Below are 21,876 nucleotides of genomic sequence, written 5' to 3' on the forward strand. Positions count from 1 at the left end.
TAAAGTCAGGAGGGATCAGTTCTCTGGAATTGCTTATCAGCGGCTGACTATCCAGTGCAGCCAGGTGCTGAAATATAGACGCTTCGTTCATCCCTGACTTGTCGAAGGATGGTTGCACGATACTTTTATAAGCCCGGTTCGAACGGTATGAGGTGTACCGCTTGACTGCGCTAGTTCTTTTGTTTGGCCAGATCTTGATATTTGTCGATGATTCTTTCCAGACTTTTCTTTTCTGAAGCCATAGTGTCCTGGACACTCTTGGGGACCTTGTTCATATTTATTTGGCTCATTTCGCTTAACAGGCCTTTTGCCTGGTTGTGTAAATCTTCGAGCTGATCTGCTGATAATTTTTGATTATTTTTTCCGGTGGTGTCCTTAAGGCGCAGCTCGGCAAATTTGTCGGTGACTGGGTGAGCGGATTTTAGCCAGGGCGTACAATGATCAAGGGTGTACTGAAAGCTGTTCACCCTGGCTACTTTGAAGACACCTTCGCCATGCGTTTTTGCGGTAATGCTTTCCAGAGGCACTTTACCGAAAGGTGTGTCATCCAGCTTCACCCTGTATTTACCTTCCGTTCTGTTCTTAAGGTCATCTAGCAATGCCGTGTAATTCTGATATTCCCGTTGGGATATAACATCCAGTTGTTGATTCAGCCATTGAGATACTTCTTTACCCGAGTTGGGTTCAAGATCCTGCAGGCTCATGGGATCAAGATGGCCATGCTCGGACAGGGGTAACATCATCTGGCTGACTGCTGCCATTCTCACATTTCTGCCAAGCTGATGTTGGTCAAAGAAACGATAAAAGCCGGTAAGGGATTCACCTTTCTGGAAAGCAATATCTTCCAGCCTGTTCCTGAGTTCTTTCTGGGTATCAGAGACACTGCTTTTGTTACTGAATATTGAAGCGCCTGGCACCTCATGCTTGAACCATTTTTTGTCGACGCTTGCTTTTTCAGAAGCCCCCGTCAGAGCCATGGCTCTCAGATATCGGGTGAAAAACTTCGGCATCTGCTCTTTCCAGGGGGTGTCCTTGCCTTGGGCGAGACTTTTGGACATATATTTTGCCGGTGCATCCAGTGCCGCTTGTCTTTTTCTCTGACGTCTAACCGGAAGAGAAATTTCACTAATATGGCTGGTCGGTTCTGTTTCAACTTTCTCTGGTGCTGTGACAGGCGTTTTCTGCACGCTCGCAGGCTCTGTGTTTTTTGCTGTCGGAGCTACATTATTGGGCAGTGAGCTGGTGCGGACTGGTGGTTTTGGAGGTACTTTCTTAACGGTTCTTTCCGGGGGAGCTTGCTTCAGAAGTTTTGCGCCCTCTGTTACCAGACGTCGGTAAAAATGCTTCTTCAGGTTTTGTATCGCAGCGGGATCATCTGCGACTCCGGGGCTTTCCAGTTTGTTGGCTGCGTCCCTGAGGGCTTCTTGTATATCAGAGAATGCATCGTCACCCTCAACACAGGAGCTGGTTTTGAAGGTGGCAATCAGTTCCCGGTATTGCGCCTGCCTGTCTGATGCCGATGATATTTTGGCCAGGTGATGATCCAGAAGATTACTGGTTGCCTTTTGTATAGAAGCCGACTGAGGCAATGCGTTCGTTGAAGATGTTGCAGGTTTGCTGATGGATCGACTGGCAAGCGATTTGGCTTTCGGGGGTCTTTTAGTAAGCACCTGGCTTCTGGGTCTGGTTGGAGCCTTCTGCTCAGTAGCAGGTTGTTGTTGCGGCTTAAGATCGGCTGCTTTAGGGGCCGGTCTGCGAGGTCGGGACGATGTCTTGTAAATGTGTTTTGGCGTTGGAGGAATAACTCGAACGCCTCGTTCATGGATGGAATGCTTTTTAGGAGTTACCTGATCCTCTGGAGGGAGCATCTTGTTGAAGACATTACGTAATGCCCTGACTCTGCCATCATTAGAAACCTGCTGGGTTCCCTCGGGCTGGATCCATTGCGGACCCTGACCTGAGGTTTTGTCGATTAAGCTCATACTGTCCCTGTATGCTGTTTTTTTTACCGTCCCTTAAGAATAGTAGAACCTAATAGCTGCTCTATTTATTATCACTTCTTATTAGCTTTTGGCCGCATTTCTAATCCATTTCTTCAGTTGATTCCCGGGCAGGGCAACGGATGTGCGGTCAATTTCTTTCCCGTTTTTGAACAGAATCAGGGTTGGGATGGAGCGAATTTTGGGAACCCGGTTGGGAGTGCTGTATAAAGGGCAGACGATTTGAACAGGCTTAGACATATCATTTACCGGGGGAGCATGAAAAATAGTACTTGATAGGTGGGGGTGTATTGCGACTTATCAATAGTGTTTGATAATGCAATCTTTGGGTTAACCGCTAATCTGAAAGTAAGATAATTATTCTAAACAGGTTGAATCATGGATGTTTCCCAAATTGCTGAGTCCGGTGTGCTGAATAACAAGAACGTGCTGGTGGCTGAAGATAATCCCGCCAATCAGCTGGTGCTAAAAAAGTTACTCAAAAAAGTCAATATTGTGCCTGTCTTTGCAGAAAATGGTCAGGAAGCTCTCGATCAGTTCAAGAGTAATCAGGATAACTGGGATCTGATTCTGATGGACTGTGAAATGCCTGTTATGAATGGTTACTCTGCTACCGAAGCGATCCGGCAGTTTGAACAGGAGGCCGGAATTGAGAGGCATACCATCATCGGTCTTAGTGCTCACGCTATTGACGAGTTTAAAAACAAGGCTTTATCAAAAGGTATGGACGATTATCTGACCAAGCCCATTGAACGTGACGCTTTGTTTCAAACTCTGGTGGATTATCTCAGCTGAATTATGCAGTCTGTTGAACTCTGGCAAAACCTGTCCAACTCATATCCTTTCTGAAAAGTCACACATCGCATATTAAAAAGGCCAGCAGAAATGCTGGCCTTTTTGACAGTGAGCTGTGGTTAATAACCGGTCAGCTGGCAACAATGTTAACCAGTTTGTCCGGTACTACAATCACCTTGCGAACGGTCTTTCCTTCGATGAACCTTGTTACGTTCTCTTGTTCAAGCGCCAGCTTTTCAATCGCCTCTTTATCCATGCCAGCTGGAACTTCCAGTTTTGCACGAACCTTGCCGTTGACCTGAATCACCATGGTGATAGCGTCTTTTTCCAGGGCCGACTCGTCCACTGCTGGCCAGCCAGCCTGAACCACAGGCTCTGCATGACCCAGAGCATGCCAGACACTGTGCATAGCGTGAGGGGCAATAGGTGCCAGCATCAGAGTGGAGGCTTCCAGGGCTTCACGAAGAACGGCACGGCCCTGATCACTGGTGTCCCCGAACCTGGCAATTGCGTTGTTCAATTCCATGATGGCAGCAATAGCGGTGTTGAAAGTCAGACGACGTTCGCAATCATCGGAAACCTTTTTGATGGTTTCATGAGTTTTGCGACGCAGGTCTTTCTGTTCCTTGCTCAAGGATTTACTGTCCAGAGCCGGTAGATCGCCGGAAGCCAGATGTTCGGAAACCTGTTTCCAGAAACGACGCAGGAAACGGTGGGCCCCTTCAACAGCGCTTTCTGACCATTCCAGGGTCTGTTCGGGAGGAGCAGCAAACATGGTGTATAGACGAATGGTGTCAGCACCGTACTTATCGATCAGATCCTGTGGGTCAATACCGTTGTTTTTGGACTTGGACATTTTACTCATGCCCGCGTGCTCAACGGCTTCACCGGTTTTTTTCAGGGTGGCTTTGATCAATCGACCTTTGTCGTCCAGTTCAAAGTCTACATCTTTGGGTGAAATCCAGTGCTTCAAGCCTTTTTCGTCCAGTGAGTAGAAGGTATCCGCAAGAACCATGCCCTGGCACAGCAGCTTTTTGAATGGCTCGTCGCTGTCGAGCAGACCCGCATCACGCAGCAGTTTGTGGAAGAAGCGGGAGTAGAGTAAGTGCATAACGGCATGTTCAATACCGCCAATGTACTGATCCACTGGCAGCCAGTAGTTGGCAGCAGCCGGGTCCAGCATTTGTTCATCCGTCTGGGGAGAGCAGTAGCGAGCGTAGTACCAGCTGGATTCCATGAAAGTATCGAACGTATCGGTTTCACGGGTTGCTATCTGGCCGTCATGGGTGGTTTTAGCCCACTCGGGATCGGCCTTGATGGGTGAATGAACACCATCCATCTCAACATCTTCAGGCAGCAGTACCGGCAGATCTTCAAGAGGGACAGTGACTTCAGTGCCATCTTCCAGATAACGCATGGGAATTGGAGTCCCCCAGTAACGCTGACGGCTCACACCCCAGTCACGCAGACGGTAGTTAACCTGCTTTTCACCTTTGCCTTGAGCAATCAACTGGTCGGCAATGGCATTGAATGCTTCCTGAGAAGTCAGGCCGTCAAATTCACCAGAGTTGATCAGCTTGCCTTTTTCAGTGAACGCTGCTTTGGACAAGTCACACTGTTCGCCATTTGCAGGCTCTATGACTTGCTCGACAGGCAGCTCAAAGCGACTAGCAAATTCATAGTCGCGCTGATCATGACCGGGTACCGCCATAACAGCGCCAGTGCCGTAATCCATCAGGACGAAGTTGGCAGCCCAGACAGGTACTTCTCTGCCGGTGATCGGGTGAATAGCTCGAATACCAGTATCAACCCCCACTTTTTCCATGGTGGCCATTTCTGCTTCGGTCACACCATGGGTCTTGCATTCTTTAATGAAAGCCGCCAGTTTCGGATTGTTTGCAGCCGCAGCTTTGGCGATGGGGTGCTCTGTGGCAACGCCGATGTAAGTGACACCCATCAGTGTGTCCGGGCGTGTGGTGTAGATCTGGAATTCTTCTGGTGAGCCTGCAGTCGGGTTAGCTATCTCAAAGGTCATCTGAACCCCTTCAGAGCGACCAATCCAGTTACGCTGCATGGCTTTAACCTGCTCAGGCCAGTCTTCCAGCTGATCCAGGTCTGCCAGCAGTTCATCGGCATAAGCCGTGATTTTTACAAACCACTGGGGCAACTCTTTACGCTCAACCAGGGTGTCACAGCGCCAGCAACGGCCATCTTCTACCTGCTCGTTGGCCAGAACGGTAGCGTCGTTAGGACACCAGTTCACAGAAGACATCTTCTTGTAGACCAGACCCTTTTCGTACAGTTGGGTGAAAAACCACTGTTCCCACTTGTAGTAGTCTGGCTTGCAGGTGGCCAGCTCACGATTCCAGTCATAACCGAAGCCAAGACGCTTCAGCTGGCCTTTCATGTAGTCAATGTTCTCATAAGTCCATGGGGCTGGAGCGGTTTTGTTTTTGATAGCGGCGTTTTCTGCCGGTAGGCCGAAGGCGTCCCAACCCATAGGTTGCAGAACATTTTTGCCCTGCATACGTTGATAGCGGGAAACCACGTCGCCAATGGTGTAGTTGCGAACGTGACCCATGTGCAGTCGACCGCTGGGGTAAGGGAACATGGACAGGCAGTAGTATTTTTCTTTGCCAGCCTCTTCAGTGACAGCAAAGCTGTCGTTCTCTTCCCAGTAGTTCTGGGCTTCTGTCTCGATTTTATGCGGGTGGTAATGCTCTTCCATCATGGCTCTTTGCGAGAATCTGGATTTAAAGGGTTTCGTGCCCTGCATTTAAAAATTTGTACAAATGTGCAAATTCGCAGAGTGGAGGGAAACGCTAGTGCTTAGTTTAACCCCCGAAGCATACATGAGTGAGGGCAATGGGGGTAGCGTTTGTCTCTTCCAATATGAAATTTCAGCAGAAACAGAAGGTGCACCTACACTTTCTGAGCGTCGAGCTCGCGCTGAATGGCCAACAATAAGGCTCTGCAGTAGAAATAACGCCAAATTTATGGACCGCGCCGGAGATGCAGGCTCCCGGGATTTTTTGTTATAGGGTTTGTACAACAGAGCACAACAAGGCTGACAGGACGACAAAGTATAAGTTTGGTGATGTACTGAATGCAATGGATGAAGTGGGTGTGCTGGACGTGGCTAATTTGTTCCAGTTTTGTATATTCAGTGAATGACCAGTAATAAACCAAGTGCCAGAATGCTCTTGATATACTTCCTCCAACACAATTGACGCACTGATGGATTCATGATTGAAAGACAAAGATACTTAATTCTGAACCATTGCACTCGCTAAAAACGAGAAATCGTTCAACTCTATCTAATGGTGCGGCTGAAAGAACTTCTGATATAAAAGTATAAAAAAGCAGGGTTAAAATTGCGGTTTTGTCTATATGCACGGGCTATAGCTCTTTTAAGTATTTGAAACTAGCATATTTAATTGATGTGTACTTGCCATATAACCCAATTATAGGGGCTGCTCCGCAGGTGCTGCCCCCTCCCATCTGGAAATTTTTGTAAGGTAGCCTTGCTGAATGGTTAGCAATGATAACCAATTATGGAACAGATTTCATAAACAGATATCTCATATTTAAATCATTTTTTTTAGGAGATATCAACTATGTTGCCAAGTCAAAAGCCCGTAGTATCTAAATTGCAAGCTCAATTTTGCTTAGCACCTAAATTAGAGCTTGATAAAGAGCTCGATTTACCTGCCACTAAAAAATGTAAGGCTGGTGATAGTAGTGAATTGAAAGGATGGGCACTAAAAAAAAGAAAAATAGAATCAAAGTCTTTAAATAAACCGTCTGACATTGATGAAATAAAAGAACTTAAAGCATTGGTTTCGAAGATGGGTGGCGCATTAGGGGGTGGTATAACACTTTCTGATGAAGTGAAAATAAAGGATAAGGAGAAAATGATTTCTCTATTCAACTTGATGCATGCATGTTTAGAAAAATATGAGTTGAATGAAGTGCCAGATAAATACCCCGATTTAATAAATATAAAAGAGGCAATAGAAGATACAACAGGTTTATTTAAAAGTGTGTGTGATGGATTTGTAAGAATTTCTTGTTTAAGGAGTTGTGTTAATATCGATCAAGTGTTTTTAGCTAAATTGCATGACTATTTGGGTGATGATACTTGCTTGGAAGTTTATGCTGGTAATGGTTGGCTTGCCTCAGAACTTAAACTAAGGGGGTGCAATATTGTTGCTACGGATAATTTCTCCAGGTTTGATAAAGAAAGAAGTAGATATTCTCCATTTTTAAGAAATGTCGAAAAAGTAAACGCTTCCGATGCCGTTGCTGATTTTATTGGTAAATTACAAAATAAAGAAAGAGGAGCTATATTAGTGTGTTTTCCCGAAGGTGATTTAAATGAATTAAAGTTGGTTTTTAAAGCACCAGTACAAAATCCTGATATTAGAATAATTGCTATAGGAGCTAATGCTGCAATGTGCTGTATGCCTGAAAGTTTATCTAACAGCGATATAACAGAAACAATAGCCTATACCCCATCCATGAATGGAGAACGTGTTATAGAATACCGGTCCACCTAAGGCTTCAGCCGCGAGCCGACAGGCACGTCGGGCGGAGCGGCGAAGCCCCAAGAAGCCCCAACGAACCGGAAGCATTCGTTTGATCGTGGTTATTGGCGGGTAAGCAAGGCTTGGAGCATTTCTTTGACTTCACTAAATTCAGAGCTTTGCTGGTCAATTTTCTGTTCGAGGCAGTCAAACCGCTCTTTAACCTCATGTTTGAATTGGCGATGTTCTTTTTCTTGCAGGTCAAAGCGCTCTTGAACCTCATGTTTGAATTGGCTATGTTCTTTTTCTTGCAGGTCAAACCGCTCTTTAACCTCATGTTTGAATAGACTGTGTTCTTTTTCTTGTTGGTCAAACCTTTGGTGCATTTCACCACGGGTTTGACCCAGACCATCAACTACGTCAGTCAAAGTGTTGCGAATATGATCAATCTCTGTTGGCTGAGGTCTTGCTTTGGCGCTCACTGGCATAACTCCAATCAATGTGAGTGAATAGCACAGAGTAGCAGAGATTAACGCTAAGACACTTTCTTTGTGCGCTCCACCGTCAACTCCGCTCTGCAATGACCTTCTTCTACCGTTTTGAAATGTCCCGTTTTCAGCTTGGGATTGGCCATAAAGACCAGATCTAAAGTCACAAGTGCCGTGATTGCATGGTAACAGAGGGTATCCGTGGTAATATGACCTTGTTCGTGAAAATCGTCTTCTTAAAAAGGATATTGTGCAAAACTCCGGTTCATGGGTGAGGATGAGTCTCTTGTTTTTCCCTTTTGAAGTAGATTTTGCATCAGACATATGAGCACCCGTACTCCACCAAAAAGAGGCGCCAGCAAGGCCGCTTCGAAAAAGAAATCCAGTCAACAGTCAAAGCTGCCAGGCTGGATCTGGCTGGTCACCGGTTTTGCGGCTGGCTTTTTTGTGGCTTTCCTGATCAATCTGACACCGGCTCCTGTTTCCGTTAATGCGCCTGCCAAGTCCGCTGAAGCGGCTCAGCCCGATAAGAAAAGTCCGGAACCGGTCTTTGATTTTTATACCGTGCTGCCCGAACAGGAAGTCATTCTGCCTGAACCTGTTGAGCGGCAGTCGCCGCCGACACTAGCGGCCAGTGAAAAAACTGGTTCAAAATCCGTGTCTGAAGCGCAAACAACCACAAAGCCCGGTGTAAAGTATTTGTTACAGGCAGGTTCATTCCGAAGTGCCAAAGATGCCGAACGCCTCAAGGCTCAGTTGCTGTTGGCAGGCCAGGAACCCAGAGTCGTCAAGGTGACCGTGGGGGCAGGGGAGTCATGGCACAGGGTTCAGCTGGGGCCTTTTGAAACATCAGAAAGTATTGATCAGGCAAAGCAGGTGCTGGCTGATTTCAAAATTGATGGTCTGTTGCTGAGAATGAAATAGCTGGATTCACTTTTTATTCTTGAATGATACAGTGCCTTGAGCGAAGAAAAATCAATCAGGTGGTAAGTATGAAAGCACCGGTAGCCCAAAAAATAGCCCATGAAATCGTTCAACATGGTATTAGCAGGGTGGATGACTACCACTGGCTGAGAGATAGAAACTGGCAGAAGTTTATTGCCGGTGATCTGGATTTTGATAATCCAGCGGTTCTTGAGTACATCCGGTCTGAAAATGCCTATAAAGATGAGTGGATGAAAGGCTACAAGGAGGTTGAAGAAAACCTCTACGGTGAAGTTCTGTCTCGTATCAGGGAAGATGATGAATCTTGGCCGGTCAAAGAAGGTGCTTTTTTCTATTACACAAGGGAAGAAAAAGGCAGGGACTATCCGATTCTTTGTCGCAAGAAAGGCTCAAGAAAAGCTCACGAAGAAGTCTACTTTGATGTAAACAAGGAAGCAGAAGGTAAAGAACTTTATATTTTCGGTGCTTCAGGCACTAACCTCAAGCAGACTCATTTTGCCTACAGTTTCAATCTGACCGGTTCAATGGAGAGAACCATCCGGGTTCGGGATCTGGAGACGGGGCAAGATCTGAAATGGGAGTTTCAAAACAGTACCGGGTCTTTTCTTTGGCATGGCAATGAGCATCTGTACATTGTTGAGCGGGATGAGTCGGGTCGTGGTCGTGACGTGTACAAAGTCGATATTCACAAGGGCGTTACTGAAAAGGAGTTAATCTATTCCAAACCGGAAGAATACGACAGTATGTTTTTATCGTTATCCCGAACCAATGATCGTGAGTATTTCATGATTCATCTGGATAGTGGTTCTACTCATGTCGTGTATGTGGCTGGACGGAATTCTGATCAGTTTGAAAAGTTTGCTGTGGGTGAGAACGATGTCTCTTTCTCCCTGGAGCATTACAGGGGGGACTTCTACATTCTGACCAATCAGGATGAAGCCAATGACTTCAAAGTCATGAAGTGTCCGGCAGCTCCTCACATGCCGATAGCCGATGAAATGCCTGTAGCTCATGAAAAGTGGGCTCAGGAAAACTGGCAGGACTTCATTGCGGAGCAGAAGGGCCTGTGCCTGAGCAGTATCCACTTCTACAGCCACTTTCTGATTGTTGAACGCAAAAATAACCAGAAAGTGCTCGACGAAGTGGCTGTGATGGATATGGATTCCGGAACCTTCTCAATCATCTCCATGCCTGAGGAGGCTCATTGTCTGGAGTTTTATGGTGACTGGGATCATCAGGCGACCGTTGTCAGGCTTGATTATGATTCACCTATATCGCCAAACACAGTGTTTGAGCTGAATCTGGAAAATGGCGCTTTGACAGAAGTTTATCGCAAGGATGTTCCGAATTTTAATGCCTCGCTCTATGAAGTGAAGAGAGAGTTCGCCCCGGCTCGGGATGGTGAGCAAGTGCCACTGACCATTATCTACAAGAAAGGCACTAAGCTGGATGGTAGCAACAAGACCATGGTCTATGGTTATGGTTCTTATGGTCATGGAATGTCGGCAGGTTTTTCTTCGCCTAAATTCAGCCTGATTGATCGTGGTTTTGTCTATGCCATTGCTCATATCAGAGGTGGCGATGACAAGGGGTATGACTGGTATCTCAATGGTAAAATGCAGCATAAAATGAACACCTTTAACGATTTCATCGATTGCTGTGAGTACCTGATTCATCGTAACTATACAAGCAAAGGCCAGATTGCTATCAATGGTGGCAGCGCGGGCGGCTTGCTAATGGGGGCTGTCACCAATATGAGACCTGATCTGTTTGGTTGTGTTGTTGCCGATGTGGCTTTTGTTGATGTGATCAATACGATCAGTGATGCATCTTTGCCCCTGACTGCGCCAGAGTGGGAAGAGTGGGGTAACCCGATAACGAGTAAAGAAGACTTTGACTACATCTCTGGCTACTCTCCCTACGACAATATAGAGGCCGGGAACTATCCGCCTGCGCTCTACAACTCGGGGATATCCGATGAGCAGGTCACTTACTGGGAGCCGACCAAGATGGTGGCCAAACTCAGGGCGTTGAAAACCGATGACAACCCTCTGATCCTTAATATGAAAATGCATGCAGGCCATGCCGGTGCCAGCAGGCGTTACGAGTGGATACAGGATATAGCGTTTGACTACTCCTTTATCCTGAAATGCTTTGATATGCGGTAACAGAGTGCCAAGTGCGAAAATTACACTCATCACCAACTGGTTAGTTACTCACAATGCGGTATGGAAAGTTTTTCCGGGCCGCCCCCTTGATAATTCTGTCTTCTCCCCAATATTAAGTGACGAATCAAGCAAAATGCTAAAAGGAGCCTACCTTGGAACAGTATCGTGGCACCACCATTCTGTCCGTACGTCGAAACGATAGTGTGGTCGTAGGCGGTGATGGTCAGGTTTCACTGGGTAACGCCGTCATTAAGGGTAATGCCCACAAGGTGCGTCGCCTGTTTAAAGGTAAAGTGATAGCTGGCTTTGCCGGTGGCACAGCAGACGCATTTACTCTTTTTGAACGTTTTGAAGCCCAGTTGGAAAAGCATCATGGGCGTCTGGAAAAAGCAGCCGTTGAACTGGCGAAAGAATGGCGTACCGACAGGACATTGCAGCGTCTGGAGGCCATGTTGATTGTAGCTGATGCTAAAGCATCTCTGGTCATTACCGGCAATGGTGACGTTATGGTCACTGATGATGGCATTCTGGCCATTGGCTCGGGTGGATTCTTTGCTCAGTCTGCTGCCAAAGCGCTTTATCAGAATACTGATTTGGGCGCGAAAGATATCGTAGAGAAAAGTCTGGAAATAGCTGCAGATGTCTGTGTCTATACCAACCAGAACCGGGTTATCGAAGAAATCAAGATAGAGCAGTCTTGACCAAAAGGCTGAAAAGCAGAAGTCAGTTACAATATGGCTTCTCGCTGACAGTGTTTAAATGGTGAGTTTGCTGATCTTTCGTTTACAGAGTTTGTGACATGTCAAATATGACCCCTCGTGAAATCGTTCACGAACTGAATAAACATATTATTGGCCAGGATGATGCCAAGCGAGCCGTAGCCATTGCTCTTCGCAATCGCTGGCGTCGTATGCAGCTGGATGAAGAGCTGCGAAATGAAATCACTCCCAAGAATATTCTGATGATTGGTCCTACCGGCGTGGGTAAGACTGAAGTCGCTCGCCGTCTGGCTAAACTGGCTAATGCGCCTTTTATCAAGGTCGAGGCAACCAAGTTTACAGAAGTGGGTTATGTTGGCCGTGATGTTGAATCTATTATCAGGGATCTGATGGATGCAGCTATAAAAATGCTGCGTGAGCAGGAAGTTGAGAGAGTAAAAGATCGTGCTCTCGATGCGACAGAAGAAAGAATACTGGATGCCTTACTGCCGCCTCCCCGCTCCTTCTCGGAGGACGCCGAAAAGCCTCAGGATAATACAACCCGTCAGGTGTTCCGCAAGAAGCTGCGTGAAGGCCAGCTGGATGACAAAGAGATCGAGATTGATGTTCGCGAAGCAGCCATGGGTGTGGAAATTATGGCACCTCCCGGCATGGAAGAAATGACCAGCCAGCTGCAGAATATGTTCTCAAATCTGAATTCTGGAAAGCAGAAAAAGCGCAAGCTAAAAGTCAAGGACGCTTTGAAACTGGTTCAGGACGAAGAAGCTGCGAAACTGGTCAATGAAGATGAACTCAAAACCAGAGCGATAGAATCTGTTGAGCAGAATGGCATTGTTTTCATCGATGAAATTGATAAGGTGGCCAAGCGCTCTTCCAGCTCAAATGCTGATGTTTCCCGTGAAGGTGTTCAGCGGGATCTGTTGCCATTGATCGAAGGCTGCACCGTTTCCACCAAGTACGGTATGATCAAAACGGATCACATTTTGTTCATGGCTTCAGGGGCGTTTCATCTTGCCAAGCCATCTGATCTGATTCCGGAACTGCAGGGCCGCCTGCCTATTCGTGTTGAATTGAAGGCACTTACCACCAGAGACTTTGTTCGTATCCTGACTGAGCCGAATGCATCCCTGACGAAGCAATATCAGGCTCTGATGAAGACAGAAGAACTCAATATTACCTTTGCTGAAGATGGTATTGCCCGAATTGCGGAAGTGGCCTGGACAGTCAACGAGAACACCGAGAATATCGGTGCCCGTCGTCTACACACTGTTATTGAGCGTCTGCTGGAAGAGATCTCCTACAGTGCAGCAGACCTCTCTCACAAGCACAGCGAATCACCGCTGTTGATTGATGCTGCTTATGTTAACGAGCATCTGGGTGAGTTGGTTCAGGACGAAGATCTGAGTCGCTATATCCTCTGACCTTTTAGCCGACCATACTCGGGACGTTATGGTCGGCAGCTCGCTTTCTCTCTTCTCTGCTTTTGAGAGCTATCCTGATCAGGGCAAGGAAGACTCCGGCCATCAGACCTAACATAGCGCCTAAAACGACAATAAGCTTTTTATTGGGTTTAGAGGGCGAAGCTGGCATGACCGCAGGTTGCTCTATCTTGGCTGGAATCATGGAAGAAAAGTCCGGGTCCAGTTTTTCTAATTGTTCCAGCTGGTAAACACGACCGGATACACCTCTGATATAGGGTTTTTCTGTGCTATTTTCTGTTTCGGGAATGCTGTAAAAGCGATACTTCTCAATTCTGTTATTGATCGCGTCAACTCTCGACTTCAGAAGCTTCTCACCCAGCAGGTAAGGGGCTCCATCAAGAATGGTTGCATTCACTTCACTGGTCCGAAGTTCAGTAATCCCGGCGGCTTGTGCCTGGGCTAAAGCTTCTCTCAGTTCTGTCAGGCGCAGTTTGTTGTAGGATATGAAGTTTGATTCCAGACGATTGATATGGCTTATGATCTGTTTTTTCTTTATGTCAATTTGTGCTTGAAAGTTCTCATTCATATGGTTTAAAAATCGGTCCTGAGCGTATGGCAAAAGAATTTCATTGACGATTGATGCTGATTCTTCAGGGCTGTGAGAGCTATATCGAATTTTCGTTCGACTGTCCCCCTTGTCCGTTGTGATGGCTAAGTTGTTAGAGAATGCCTGATATTGCGCTGCAAGCATTTCAGGATCGGGTGTGGAAGTATTATCCGCAAGCGATGACTCCTGGAAAGCATAACGTCTTGCAGCAGGACTGGTTAAATACTTCATATACAGCTGATAGGCTTCTTCAGTCGAAAGGTACCCCGAGCCACTGTTATTACTATTTGAAGCAATTAAGAACACATTACTGTTCCAGGCTGCAATATCTGCAGAAGAGGGTTCGTTTAAGACGGCTTCAGTTGTGTAGCTTACAGGAAGCTTAAAGGCTGTAACCACAGCAATGGCTGTTGCTAAAGTGGTAATCGCTATAATCAGCCATTTTTGGGCAAATAGTTTTTCTACAAGCTCAAAAAGATCAATTTCGTCGTCAGGGTAAGGGTTATGGTATAAGTCATTAGGTGTCTGTAGGTTGTTCATGCCTGAGATAAAATCCTTGGGCGTAATTATTGGTTAGGTAATGACTCGCCATTATCCTGAATAAAAGGGTTAATGTCTCCTCTGGTTTTATGTCGATCATTCAGGGGTGGGTTGTAGCTTGCCTGGGACTGGATTGTTGTTATATTGAGGATGTCAGCCAATAGGCCTCCAACTCTGTCGGAGGCCGCTTGACTGTCACTCATAGTTCAGTGATTTTCAACGTTTTATCGCTACTTGCAGTCAACAGCTGGCAGCCATTGGTACTCAAAGCAGCGTAGTTGATCACTTCTTCATAGAGGTGCCTTGTTCGAAGAATACCCCATCGGCATCACGACCAAAGGTTCTCGTTGTTCCATCCTGACTGGTCATCAGGACTTGGGTACCATCGGCGCTGAAGGTAGCTGACCTGATTGGGCTATCACGAAAAACGGTGGCCTTTTCTTCCGATGATCCATCGGATTTCGGGCAATAGATTTTCGCGCTGCCATCATCACAGACGACAACCTTACCGAAACAATTACCTTGAGCTTGAACAGGCTGTGGCGAGACTGAGTAAGTCTGCCCAGCAGCAGCGCTGGGCGTGTTATTTACGTTCATGTTAAGTTCCTTTCGTTAATTTAGTAGTATCCTCGATCACAAGGATGTTGGTTTGAAGGGCATTCAACAAAGATGTCCTTCAACTCTTTGAATGGTTTACAGATGGAAAGTTCAAAACATTGATGTAAGCGCAACTAACAAGGAAGCAAGACTCTATCTGCTACCGGACACCTATTCATCCTTTCATATCAAGGTTTGTCTCAAAATTGTCCCCTACAGAGGACTCTGATGTAGACTGCGTTAAGCCAGTCGTTCAACTAAAGCAGAGACTTTCAGCATGCAGCAAAAAATCCCGGAAGCATTGAACTTTCACAAGCAATCCCAACGACTCGAGTTGAATTACAGTGCAGATGAGACATATCAACTCAGTAGCGAGATGCTTCGCGTCCACAGTCCTTCTGCCGAGGTCAGGGGGCATGGTAATCCAGTGCTGCAAAGGGGTAAAAAGCAGGTTCAGATCATCAGCATAGAAAGGGTGGGCCATTATGCGATTAAAATTCACTTTAATGATGGTCATGACAGTGGCATCTACGACTGGGGCTATCTCTACGATCTTTGCGTCAATCAGGAAAAATACTGGGAGAGCTATCTGGAGAAGCTTCACCAGGCGGGAGAAAGCCGTGAAGCTGATGCTGATGTCGTCAAACTGATGATCCGTTAAATCTTTAATTAATTGAAAAGACTACCTCTTTCGGGTTTCCACAAGTAGACCGCTTTACTCCAGGGGCATTCATAGAGCTGCATCATGGTTCTCTCATTATGAGTGATGACGATCTGGTAAGTGACTGATTCTCTCTGGGGCCTGCTGGTCAGGATAATGGTGGCAGGTTTACTGATAAGAACAGGGGTTCCACCCAGGTTGAGGGTCTGTTGGTAGAGCCTGTTCATGATGGTTGAGATGCTGCCACTGGCAGGATCGTAGGAAAAATTTTCGTTAAATGAAACTCTGTAAGTGCGCTTGTCAACGGGCAGGTCGCCAATGTTCTTGCTTATCTTACAGTTGTCGAGAGTAAGATAGCCGGAAGGCGGTCGGTTACTCTTTATAGCGGATAGTAGCCAGCGATGTCCCATGATTTTAGCGTTAGGAAGTGCCAAAGTGGTGACCGGCAAGGTCACAGCCAGTAGGGTCATAGCCATTATGGACACTATCTTTACTCTGTATGACCTTCTCATGTCTGCTTCTCTTCAGAATGGGCGTTCTGATGACTGTATCGGCCAGCGGATGCAGAAATTTCATAGTTGTGACTTAACCTCGTTTATCTTGGTGATGGGTATATGGAGGTTAGAATTTTCCTGTATCAACTTGTAACGCAGTGACTCTGTGTATATCCTTTGTGCCTTTTAAAATCGTCATAACAAGGCTCGAGCAGTGGGTCTTGACAGACAGGAGCCTGTTCATGAGAGTGATTCTGTTGGGTGCCCCGGGTGCCGGAAAAGGTACGCAAGCCCAGTTTATCATGGAAGAGTTTGGTATCCCCCAGATCTCTACCGGCGACATGCTGCGCGCAGCAATCAAGGATGGTACCGAGCTAGGTCTTAAAGTAAAGGCGGTTATGGATTCCGGGTCTTTGGTCTCAGATCAAATCATCATTGAGCTGGTTAAAGAACGTATCGGCAAAGACGATTGTGCCAAAGGTTTCCTGTTTGATGGCTTCCCCAGGACCATCCCACAGGCTGAAGCACTTCGTGATGCCGGTGTAGATATTGATCATGTGATCGAAATTGCCGTTGAAGATGAAGAAATTGTTCAACGCATGGCAGGAAGACGTGTGCACCCTGACAGTGGCCGTACCTATCACGTTGTCTACAACCCACCAAAGGTTGAAGGTAAAGATGATGTAACGGGTGAAGACCTGATTCAGCGTGATGACGATATTGAAGAGACCGTCCGCAAGCGTCTTGGAGTTTACCACGATCAGACCGCCCCTCTGATCAGCTTCTACGAGAACATTGAAGGACAGACCCGCTATACCCGTGTTGAGGGTGTAGGCAGCGTTAATGATATCAAGGCCAAAGTGATCAGTGCCCTTAAGTCTTCGGCTGCCTGATAAGCTTTGTTGTCTGGCATCTCCAGATGCTAACCGTAGAAAAAAGGACGACTATGCGTCCTTTTTTACGTTTTCAAGAGACTTTCGCATTAGCGGGCAATGATACGGCCTGCTTTTGAATGTGTGAGATACCCCTCCTCTCTATAGAGATACAACGATGAAAATCCTGGCTCTTGATAGCGCTACAGAAGCCTGTTCAGTTGCACTGAATCTGGACGGTGAGATTGTTGAGCATTTTGAGTTGTTACCCAGAAGGCACAGCCGTGAGCTTTTGGGAATGGTTGACAATCTTTTGAAAAAGCAGGGCGTCAGCCTGTTTGATCTGGATGCCATGGCTTTTGGTCGTGGGCCTGGTGCTTTTACAGGTCTCAGAATAGCGACTGCCATGGTGCAGGGGTTAGCGTTTGCCACGGACAAACCGGTTGTTGCAGTGTCAACCCTGAGAGCCTTGGCACAGGAAGGCTTCAGAGTGCATCAGTCAAACGCTGTACTGGCATCTATTGATGCCCGCATGGGGGAAGTTTATTGGGGTGCTTTCAAGGAAGAAAATGGATTGATGAGGCCAGTGATTGAAGAGAGCGTTATTGCTCCAGAGCAAGTGCTCGTGCCCGATGGCGAAGAGAACTGGCTGGGAATGGGAACGGGTTGGCAGTTCGAAGACTTGCTGGCAGCAAAAGTGGTGAAGTGTTTTCCCGAGGCTTATCCCAGAGCGGCAGATATCGCTATTCTGGCTGCGGCTGATTTTAACGAAGGATTTGCAGTGCCTGCTGAGCAGGCCAGACCTGTCTATCTCAGGGATAAAGTTGCTCTCAAGAAAAGTGAACGCTGAAATGCCTTTTCTTTGTTAACCATTCTTTGAAGCCGATATGTGCTGATATTACCCGGTAAGGGAGGGATGCTATCGTGGATAGCCTTCAGGTAATCATTCTTGCTCTGCTTCAGGGCCTGACAGAGTTTCTGCCAATTTCCAGTTCTGCTCATCTGATATTGCCTGCGCAGTTGTTGGGTTGGACGGATCAGGGGCTGGCATTTGATGTGGCTGTTCATATTGGCACATTGATCGCAGTTGTGGTCTATTTTCGTCAGGATTTGATCAGAATTGCCCTGGACTGGCTGGGCTCTGTGGCAGGTAAAGGCTCAACGGTGAACAGTCGTCTGGGTTGGTACCTGATTTCTGCGACCTTGCCAGCGGTTCTGTTTGGTTTTGCCCTGAAGTCTGTGGGTCTTGATGAGGCTATGCGCAGCATTGCTGTCATTGCAGGAACAACCATGATTTTTGGTGCTCTTCTGGGTTGGGCTGACTATAAAGGGAAAAAAATACAGCCTATTGAAACGTTGAACTTCCGTCAGGCTATGATCATTGGCTTTGCTCAGGCTATTGCCTTGATTCCGGGAACGTCTCGCTCAGGTATTACTATAACAGCTGGCCTGATGCTCGGCTTGACTCGTGAGGCGGCAGCCCGCTTTTCATTTTTGTTATCCATTCCGGTCATACTGGGGGCGGGGCTGCTTCTGACACTGGATCTGATTAAATCCACAGAGCCGGTCGACTGGGGCATACTGTTCTCTGGTGCCCTGATAGCAGGTGTCAGCGCCTGGATCTGTATGCATCTCTTTCTGTCATTTATCAATCGAATCGGATTGATGCCTTTCGTGATCTATCGCTTTGCTCTCGTTGCTGTACTGATGGCTGTTATGATGTTCTGACCATCAGTATGGTTATGGCTAAAGGCACAGCCATCTATCCTGCCGTATGGGTGAGTTTATCTACTGAATACTCACTTTTTTGTTATTAAAAAGTGGCTTCTTCTGCCTGTAAATTCCAGTTGATCATTTGTGTAAACAGGCTTTACTTCTTATTAATCGTAATTGGGGACTGTTCAGAAAAGACTGCGTCTGTTTCAGACTGATCTGAATGAAAGCACTTTTTCATAGGACGGACTACTGCACTTGGGTATACGGTTAAGTACGAAAGATCAGTGCCAGCACAGTTGAAGAATTGGTTCAGCTCCTACTCACTGTCCTAAAACCAGGAGATTTGAATGAGCAGTATTCGTCAGGGCATCAATAAAGTATTTCGCCGCCAGACATACCAGGTTGTGAAACCGAGCGAGCATTCCGATACTTCTCCAGACCTCGCCGTCGAACTTGAAAAGTACCGCTCCAGAGATCACTGGAACAGGTTTTGTGAACGCTTGCTACTATCCTCCTTAAAGAGCCTCACACAAAGCGTTCTAATTGAATGCGACAAACACGGAATTGAGGCACAGGAATGGGCGTCTGGTGTTGAAGACGAGTTGCGTTTTTGGTGGGATGGCCTTTCCAGGAATATGCTTGCGGCTCATCATGAAGACTTCCGAAAAGAGTTTCTGCTGGACTTTCCTTTTCAATATGAGGACTCATTACCCGGAAATGCAGAAGGTCATATAGAAATCCTCGATATGGGCTGTGCGCTGAAGCCAGCGGTTGGGCGTCTCCTCAACCAGCAAAAGCTGGACATAATAGCCGCTGACCCACTGGCATGTGCCTACAACACATTGATGGATATCTACGGTCTTGAGCGCGGCTACGACCTGGTTTTTGGTGTAGCAGAGAAAACGGCTGACCTGTTCGGGCAAGAACGGTTTGATTTCATTCTTGCACAGAACTCTATCGATCATGGATACGACCCAATACTTTCCTTTGAGCAGATTTGCAGGGCGTTGAAGGTTGATGGTGCCGCTCGCTTCCAGCATTTTGTAAATGAGGCGGAAACGCAAGACTATTCAGGATTCCACCAATGGAACATCGAAAAACACAGTGATTCCACACTGAGGGTCTGGAACCGTGGCAGCAGTCAGGTCGTTGACTTTAGTGTATATGGCTGCGAGGTTAGCGTGAACGAATTCGTCTATGAACGGTTCAAAACAGAGGAAACTGTTGGCATCAATGTTCAGGTCAAGAAGGTCAAAAGTGTGGTTTGACGTCTAAAGTATTAAGCCAAATCACCTGCACGTGATGTGCAGCTCCTGCGCGGTGTCAGGCAAGGATTTTGCGCAACATCACAGCGGTCCTCAGCGCCATTCATTGCGTTATTTGACACAGCATTGATCTGCTGGGAAGTCTGCGTTTTCTGCCAAAAATTGTAATTCCACACTTTTCGGACAAGACTGTGTCTGTTTCAGACTGATCATAATGAGAACATTTTTTCATCGACAGCGCTGAGACATCGACTCATGACCCGAGATTGCTCCCTGAGGAATTGACATGACTCTGAGAATTAATGACGTTGCCCCTGATTTTGCGGCTCAAACTACCCAAGGCTCCATCCACTTTCATGACTGGATAGGTGATTCCTGGGCCATCTTATTCTCCCATCCAAAAGACTTTACACCCGTTTGTACGACAGAGCTTGGCTATATGGCTCGACTGCAACCAGAGTTCGAAAGACGCAATTGTAAGCTCATTGGCCTGAGTGTGGATCCTGTTGATGATCATGAACGCTGGGCCAGAGACATTGAGGAAACCCAGGGGTACCTGCCCCAGTACCCAATGATTGGCGATACGGACCTTAACGTAGCGAAGCTATACAATATGTTGCCTGCTGACGCTGGAGATACCTCAGAAGGGAGAACAGCTGCCACCAATGCTACGGTAAGAACCGTGTTTATCATTGGGCCTGACAAGCAGATTAAACTGATGATGACCTATCCAATGACCACTGGCAGAAATTTTGATGAGATCCTTCGCTCACTGGATTCTATTCAGCTAACCAGCCGTTGCAGCGTGGCTACGCCAGTGAATTGGCAGCCTGGTGAGGATGTGATCATTCCACCTTCGGTTACGGAAGAAGAAGCCAGAAAGCAATTCCCGGAAGGTTGGATGACACTGAAGCCTTACCTGAGGATGGTAGCTCAGCCTGATTGATGCTGGAATGAATGTCTAAACCACAAATAAAAACAGCAGACCATGAATCTGCTGTTTTTGTTTGTGGTTTGCAGTTTCAAAAAATGGGTCTGGCGGCCTTTCAAACTCATGGCAAGAAGGCAAGAAGGCAAGAAGGCAAGAGGCTGGGCTCGCTTTACTGAAATTCATGCTCTAAAGACTGCTTCCGACGGGCTCCCGGGAGAAGTGATTCGAGGTTTTCAAATGCTTCCCCAGTGATAAAATTCAACCTACCTCAACATGTTGTGAGCAAAAGGCGAATGGCCAGTTCTGTCGTAGTACAAAATCATCCGGATCCTGATAAGCAGGCCTATCTTGATACGCTGCTTCGTGCAATGGATGAAACCTGTCTTATTATGAATCCAGCTGGCTGTGAGGAAGATCAACTTCTTCTTGGTTTTGAAGATGATCGTCTTTCCCTGAAGCGGGCTAATGGCAAGGAAAACCCCATCAGTGTTGACTTTGTGGGTGGCAAGGCGGGCCATAGAAGAAAGTTCGGCGGCGGGAAAAGCCAGGATATAGCCAAAGCGGTGGGCTTGAATAAAGGTGTCAAACCTCATGTGCTGGATGCCACAGGAGGGCTTGGTCGAGACGCATTCGTGCTGGCCTCGCTGGGTTGCAAGGTGACCATCATTGAGCGTTCTCCCGTCATCGCCGCTTTGCTGGAAGACGGTATCAGAAGGGCGATGGAAGATCGGGAGGTCTCGGAGATTGCCGGACGTATGCTGTTGATTAAACAAGACAGTCGTCGTGCAATGGAGTCGAGTATGTCCGCTGGAAAACAGTTCGATGTCGTCTATCTGGACCCCATGTTTCCGCATAAAGGGAAATCGGCACAAGTTAAAAAGGAAATGAAAATCTTTCAGGCGTTATTATCGGGTGATCCTGATGCAGATGAGCTGCTTGAGCCTGCGCTGAAACTGGCCCGATACCGGGTAGTGATTAAAAGGCCCAGGCTATCACCGGAATTGGGCAATGCTTCGCCCACCTACAAACTGCAAGGGAAGGCATGCAGGTACGATATCCATGCTCTTAAGGCATTTGAGTAAAGGTTGTGAATTAAGTATCCAGCGACCGCCATCTTTCAATATCCGCTAA

23 protein-coding genes are annotated in these 21,876 nt (G+C 47.0%); 15 read left to right on the forward strand and 8 right to left on the reverse strand.

All coding sequences use genetic code 11. The features are described from left to right. Positions 1–170: 170 nt before the first annotated feature. Both KDK19_RS22385 and KDK19_RS22390 read right to left on the reverse strand, forming a co-directional pair. Positions 171–1,982, reverse strand: coding sequence for a hypothetical protein (locus KDK19_RS22385; protein WP_257292988.1), 1,812 nt, complete (start codon positions 1,980–1,982; stop codon positions 171–173). An 81-nt stretch (positions 1,983–2,063) separates the two neighbouring features. Further along, a complete protein-coding gene (locus KDK19_RS22390; RefSeq protein ID WP_257280073.1) occupies positions 2,064–2,240 on the reverse strand; it encodes a co-chaperone YbbN in 177 nt (58 codons plus the stop codon). Positions 2,241–2,378: 138 nt separating this feature from the next. On the opposite strand from KDK19_RS22390, the gene KDK19_RS22395 reads away from it, so the two are divergent. Further along, positions 2,379–2,795, forward strand: coding sequence for a response regulator (locus KDK19_RS22395; RefSeq protein ID WP_257280074.1), 417 nt, complete (start codon positions 2,379–2,381; stop codon positions 2,793–2,795). Positions 2,796–2,925: 130 nt separating this feature from the next. Here the strand turns inward: KDK19_RS22395 and leuS are convergent, their stop codons facing one another. Continuing rightward, positions 2,926–5,523 (reverse strand): leucine--tRNA ligase, encoded by a 2,598-nt coding sequence (leuS, locus tag KDK19_RS22400; protein WP_257292993.1) that lies wholly within the window; start codon positions 5,521–5,523, stop codon positions 2,926–2,928. 97 nt (positions 5,524–5,620) lie between these two features. Here leuS and KDK19_RS22405 point away from each other — a divergent pair, with 97 nt between their 5' ends. Together KDK19_RS22405 and KDK19_RS22410 are read left to right on the forward strand one after the other, a co-directional pair. After that, positions 5,621–5,836, forward strand: a complete 216-nt coding sequence (locus tag KDK19_RS22405; protein ID WP_257292989.1) for a hypothetical protein — start codon at positions 5,621–5,623, stop codon at positions 5,834–5,836. A gap of 576 nt (positions 5,837–6,412) precedes the next feature. Then, positions 6,413–7,354: a hypothetical protein gene (locus KDK19_RS22410; protein ID WP_257255456.1), complete on the forward strand. Its 942-nt coding sequence runs from the start codon at positions 6,413–6,415 to the stop codon at positions 7,352–7,354. Positions 7,355–7,443: 89 nt separating this feature from the next. On the opposite strand, the gene KDK19_RS22415 is transcribed toward KDK19_RS22410, so the two are convergent. Continuing rightward, entirely contained in the window at positions 7,444–8,133 is a 690-nt protein-coding gene (locus KDK19_RS22415) for a hypothetical protein (protein WP_257292990.1), read from the reverse strand. On the opposite strand from KDK19_RS22415, the gene KDK19_RS22420 reads away from it, so the two are divergent. From KDK19_RS22420 to hslU, 4 genes are all read left to right on the forward strand, one after another. Continuing rightward, a complete protein-coding gene (locus tag KDK19_RS22420) occupies positions 8,134–8,733 on the forward strand; it encodes an SPOR domain-containing protein (protein ID WP_257292991.1) in 600 nt (199 codons plus the stop codon). It begins immediately after the preceding gene. Between the two features lie 68 nt (positions 8,734–8,801). Beyond that, a complete protein-coding gene (locus tag KDK19_RS22425) occupies positions 8,802–10,922 on the forward strand; it encodes a S9 family peptidase (protein ID WP_257280077.1) in 2,121 nt (706 codons plus the stop codon). Between the two features lie 152 nt (positions 10,923–11,074). Beyond that, entirely contained in the window at positions 11,075–11,623 is a 549-nt protein-coding gene (hslV, locus tag KDK19_RS22430; RefSeq protein ID WP_257255452.1) for an ATP-dependent protease subunit HslV, read from the forward strand. Positions 11,624–11,721: 98 nt separating this feature from the next. After that, positions 11,722–13,062 (forward strand): HslU--HslV peptidase ATPase subunit, encoded by a 1,341-nt coding sequence (gene hslU / locus KDK19_RS22435; protein ID WP_257255451.1) that lies wholly within the window; start codon positions 11,722–11,724, stop codon positions 13,060–13,062. A gap of 4 nt (positions 13,063–13,066) precedes the next feature. On the opposite strand, the gene KDK19_RS22440 is transcribed toward hslU, so the two are convergent. The 3 genes from KDK19_RS22440 to KDK19_RS22450 form a co-directional block, all read right to left on the reverse strand. Further along, positions 13,067–14,209 carry an LPS O-antigen chain length determinant protein WzzB gene (locus KDK19_RS22440; RefSeq protein ID WP_257280078.1) on the reverse strand — a complete coding sequence of 381 codons (1,143 nt, stop codon included), beginning with the start codon at positions 14,207–14,209 and terminating at the stop codon, positions 13,067–13,069. A gap of 26 nt (positions 14,210–14,235) precedes the next feature. Then, the gene (locus tag KDK19_RS22445; protein ID WP_257292992.1) at positions 14,236–14,412 is read right to left on the reverse strand and encodes a hypothetical protein; all 177 of its coding nucleotides are present in this window, start codon (positions 14,410–14,412) and stop codon (positions 14,236–14,238) included. 79 nt (positions 14,413–14,491) lie between these two features. Further along, the gene (locus tag KDK19_RS22450) at positions 14,492–14,806 is read right to left on the reverse strand and encodes a hypothetical protein (RefSeq protein WP_257280080.1); all 315 of its coding nucleotides are present in this window, start codon (positions 14,804–14,806) and stop codon (positions 14,492–14,494) included. A gap of 277 nt (positions 14,807–15,083) precedes the next feature. Between KDK19_RS22450 and KDK19_RS22455 the strand changes: the two genes are divergently transcribed. Beyond that, positions 15,084–15,467, forward strand: a complete 384-nt coding sequence (locus KDK19_RS22455; protein WP_257255447.1) for a DUF971 domain-containing protein — start codon at positions 15,084–15,086, stop codon at positions 15,465–15,467. A gap of 8 nt (positions 15,468–15,475) precedes the next feature. Here the strand turns inward: KDK19_RS22455 and KDK19_RS22460 are convergent, their stop codons facing one another. After that, positions 15,476–15,943, reverse strand: a complete 468-nt coding sequence (locus KDK19_RS22460) for a hypothetical protein (protein WP_257255446.1) — start codon at positions 15,941–15,943, stop codon at positions 15,476–15,478. Positions 15,944–16,203: 260 nt separating this feature from the next. Between KDK19_RS22460 and adk the strand changes: the two genes are divergently transcribed. From adk to KDK19_RS22495, 7 genes are all read left to right on the forward strand, one after another. Continuing rightward, complete coding sequence (adk, locus tag KDK19_RS22465; protein WP_257255445.1) at positions 16,204–16,854, forward strand: adenylate kinase; 651 nt, start codon at positions 16,204–16,206, stop codon at positions 16,852–16,854. 157 nt (positions 16,855–17,011) lie between these two features. Next, positions 17,012–17,683: a tRNA (adenosine(37)-N6)-threonylcarbamoyltransferase complex dimerization subunit type 1 TsaB gene (tsaB, locus tag KDK19_RS22470; protein WP_257255444.1), complete on the forward strand. Its 672-nt coding sequence runs from the start codon at positions 17,012–17,014 to the stop codon at positions 17,681–17,683. A gap of 74 nt (positions 17,684–17,757) precedes the next feature. Beyond that, positions 17,758–18,561, forward strand: coding sequence for an undecaprenyl-diphosphate phosphatase (locus KDK19_RS22475; RefSeq protein ID WP_257275430.1), 804 nt, complete (start codon positions 17,758–17,760; stop codon positions 18,559–18,561). 335 nt (positions 18,562–18,896) lie between these two features. Continuing rightward, positions 18,897–19,817 carry a class I SAM-dependent methyltransferase gene (locus KDK19_RS22480; RefSeq protein ID WP_257255442.1) on the forward strand — a complete coding sequence of 307 codons (921 nt, stop codon included), beginning with the start codon at positions 18,897–18,899 and terminating at the stop codon, positions 19,815–19,817. A gap of 283 nt (positions 19,818–20,100) precedes the next feature. Further along, entirely contained in the window at positions 20,101–20,760 is a 660-nt protein-coding gene (locus KDK19_RS22485) for a peroxiredoxin (protein ID WP_257255441.1), read from the forward strand. 11 nt (positions 20,761–20,771) lie between these two features. Further along, positions 20,772–20,921 carry a hypothetical protein gene (locus KDK19_RS22490; protein ID WP_257255440.1) on the forward strand — a complete coding sequence of 50 codons (150 nt, stop codon included), beginning with the start codon at positions 20,772–20,774 and terminating at the stop codon, positions 20,919–20,921. Positions 20,922–21,038: 117 nt separating this feature from the next. Further along, positions 21,039–21,827, forward strand: coding sequence for a class I SAM-dependent methyltransferase (locus tag KDK19_RS22495; protein WP_257255439.1), 789 nt, complete (start codon positions 21,039–21,041; stop codon positions 21,825–21,827). Positions 21,828–21,876 lie beyond the last annotated feature (49 nt).

The sequence above is a fragment of the Endozoicomonas sp. ONNA1 genome, from assembly GCF_024606325.1.
GTDB lineage: Bacteria > Pseudomonadota > Gammaproteobacteria > Pseudomonadales > Endozoicomonadaceae > Endozoicomonas_A.

What these genes read in the sequence shown, in the direction of transcription:
- adk (WP_257255445.1), top strand. Translation starts at nt 16,204, where the DNA reads ATGAGAGTGATTCTGTTGGGTGCCCCGGGTGCCGGAAAAGGTACGCAA.
- KDK19_RS22415 (WP_257292990.1), bottom strand. Translation starts at nt 8,133, where the DNA reads ATGTCTGATGCAAAATCTACTTCAAAAGGGAAAAACAAGAGACTCATC.
- KDK19_RS22410 (WP_257255456.1), top strand. Translation starts at nt 6,413, where the DNA reads ATGTTGCCAAGTCAAAAGCCCGTAGTATCTAAATTGCAAGCTCAATTT.
- KDK19_RS22390 (WP_257280073.1), bottom strand. Translation starts at nt 2,240, where the DNA reads ATGTCTAAGCCTGTTCAAATCGTCTGCCCTTTATACAGCACTCCCAAC.
- KDK19_RS22445 (WP_257292992.1), bottom strand. Translation starts at nt 14,412, where the DNA reads ATGAGTGACAGTCAAGCGGCCTCCGACAGAGTTGGAGGCCTATTGGCT.
- KDK19_RS22460 (WP_257255446.1), bottom strand. Translation starts at nt 15,943, where the DNA reads ATGGCTATGACCCTACTGGCTGTGACCTTGCCGGTCACCACTTTGGCA.
- hslU (WP_257255451.1), top strand. Translation starts at nt 11,722, where the DNA reads ATGTCAAATATGACCCCTCGTGAAATCGTTCACGAACTGAATAAACAT.
- KDK19_RS22440 (WP_257280078.1), bottom strand. Translation starts at nt 14,209, where the DNA reads ATGAACAACCTACAGACACCTAATGACTTATACCATAACCCTTACCCT.
- KDK19_RS22455 (WP_257255447.1), top strand. Translation starts at nt 15,084, where the DNA reads ATGCAGCAAAAAATCCCGGAAGCATTGAACTTTCACAAGCAATCCCAA.
- KDK19_RS22385 (WP_257292988.1), bottom strand. Translation starts at nt 1,982, where the DNA reads ATGAGCTTAATCGACAAAACCTCAGGTCAGGGTCCGCAATGGATCCAG.
- KDK19_RS22480 (WP_257255442.1), top strand. Translation starts at nt 18,897, where the DNA reads ATGAGCAGTATTCGTCAGGGCATCAATAAAGTATTTCGCCGCCAGACA.
- KDK19_RS22490 (WP_257255440.1), top strand. Translation starts at nt 20,772, where the DNA reads ATGTCTAAACCACAAATAAAAACAGCAGACCATGAATCTGCTGTTTTT.
- KDK19_RS22420 (WP_257292991.1), top strand. Translation starts at nt 8,134, where the DNA reads ATGAGCACCCGTACTCCACCAAAAAGAGGCGCCAGCAAGGCCGCTTCG.
- KDK19_RS22425 (WP_257280077.1), top strand. Translation starts at nt 8,802, where the DNA reads ATGAAAGCACCGGTAGCCCAAAAAATAGCCCATGAAATCGTTCAACAT.
- KDK19_RS22395 (WP_257280074.1), top strand. Translation starts at nt 2,379, where the DNA reads ATGGATGTTTCCCAAATTGCTGAGTCCGGTGTGCTGAATAACAAGAAC.
- KDK19_RS22485 (WP_257255441.1), top strand. Translation starts at nt 20,101, where the DNA reads ATGACTCTGAGAATTAATGACGTTGCCCCTGATTTTGCGGCTCAAACT.
- KDK19_RS22450 (WP_257280080.1), bottom strand. Translation starts at nt 14,806, where the DNA reads ATGAACGTAAATAACACGCCCAGCGCTGCTGCTGGGCAGACTTACTCA.
- leuS (WP_257292993.1), bottom strand. Translation starts at nt 5,523, where the DNA reads ATGGAAGAGCATTACCACCCGCATAAAATCGAGACAGAAGCCCAGAAC.
- tsaB (WP_257255444.1), top strand. Translation starts at nt 17,012, where the DNA reads ATGAAAATCCTGGCTCTTGATAGCGCTACAGAAGCCTGTTCAGTTGCA.
- KDK19_RS22495 (WP_257255439.1), top strand. Translation starts at nt 21,039, where the DNA reads ATGGCCAGTTCTGTCGTAGTACAAAATCATCCGGATCCTGATAAGCAG.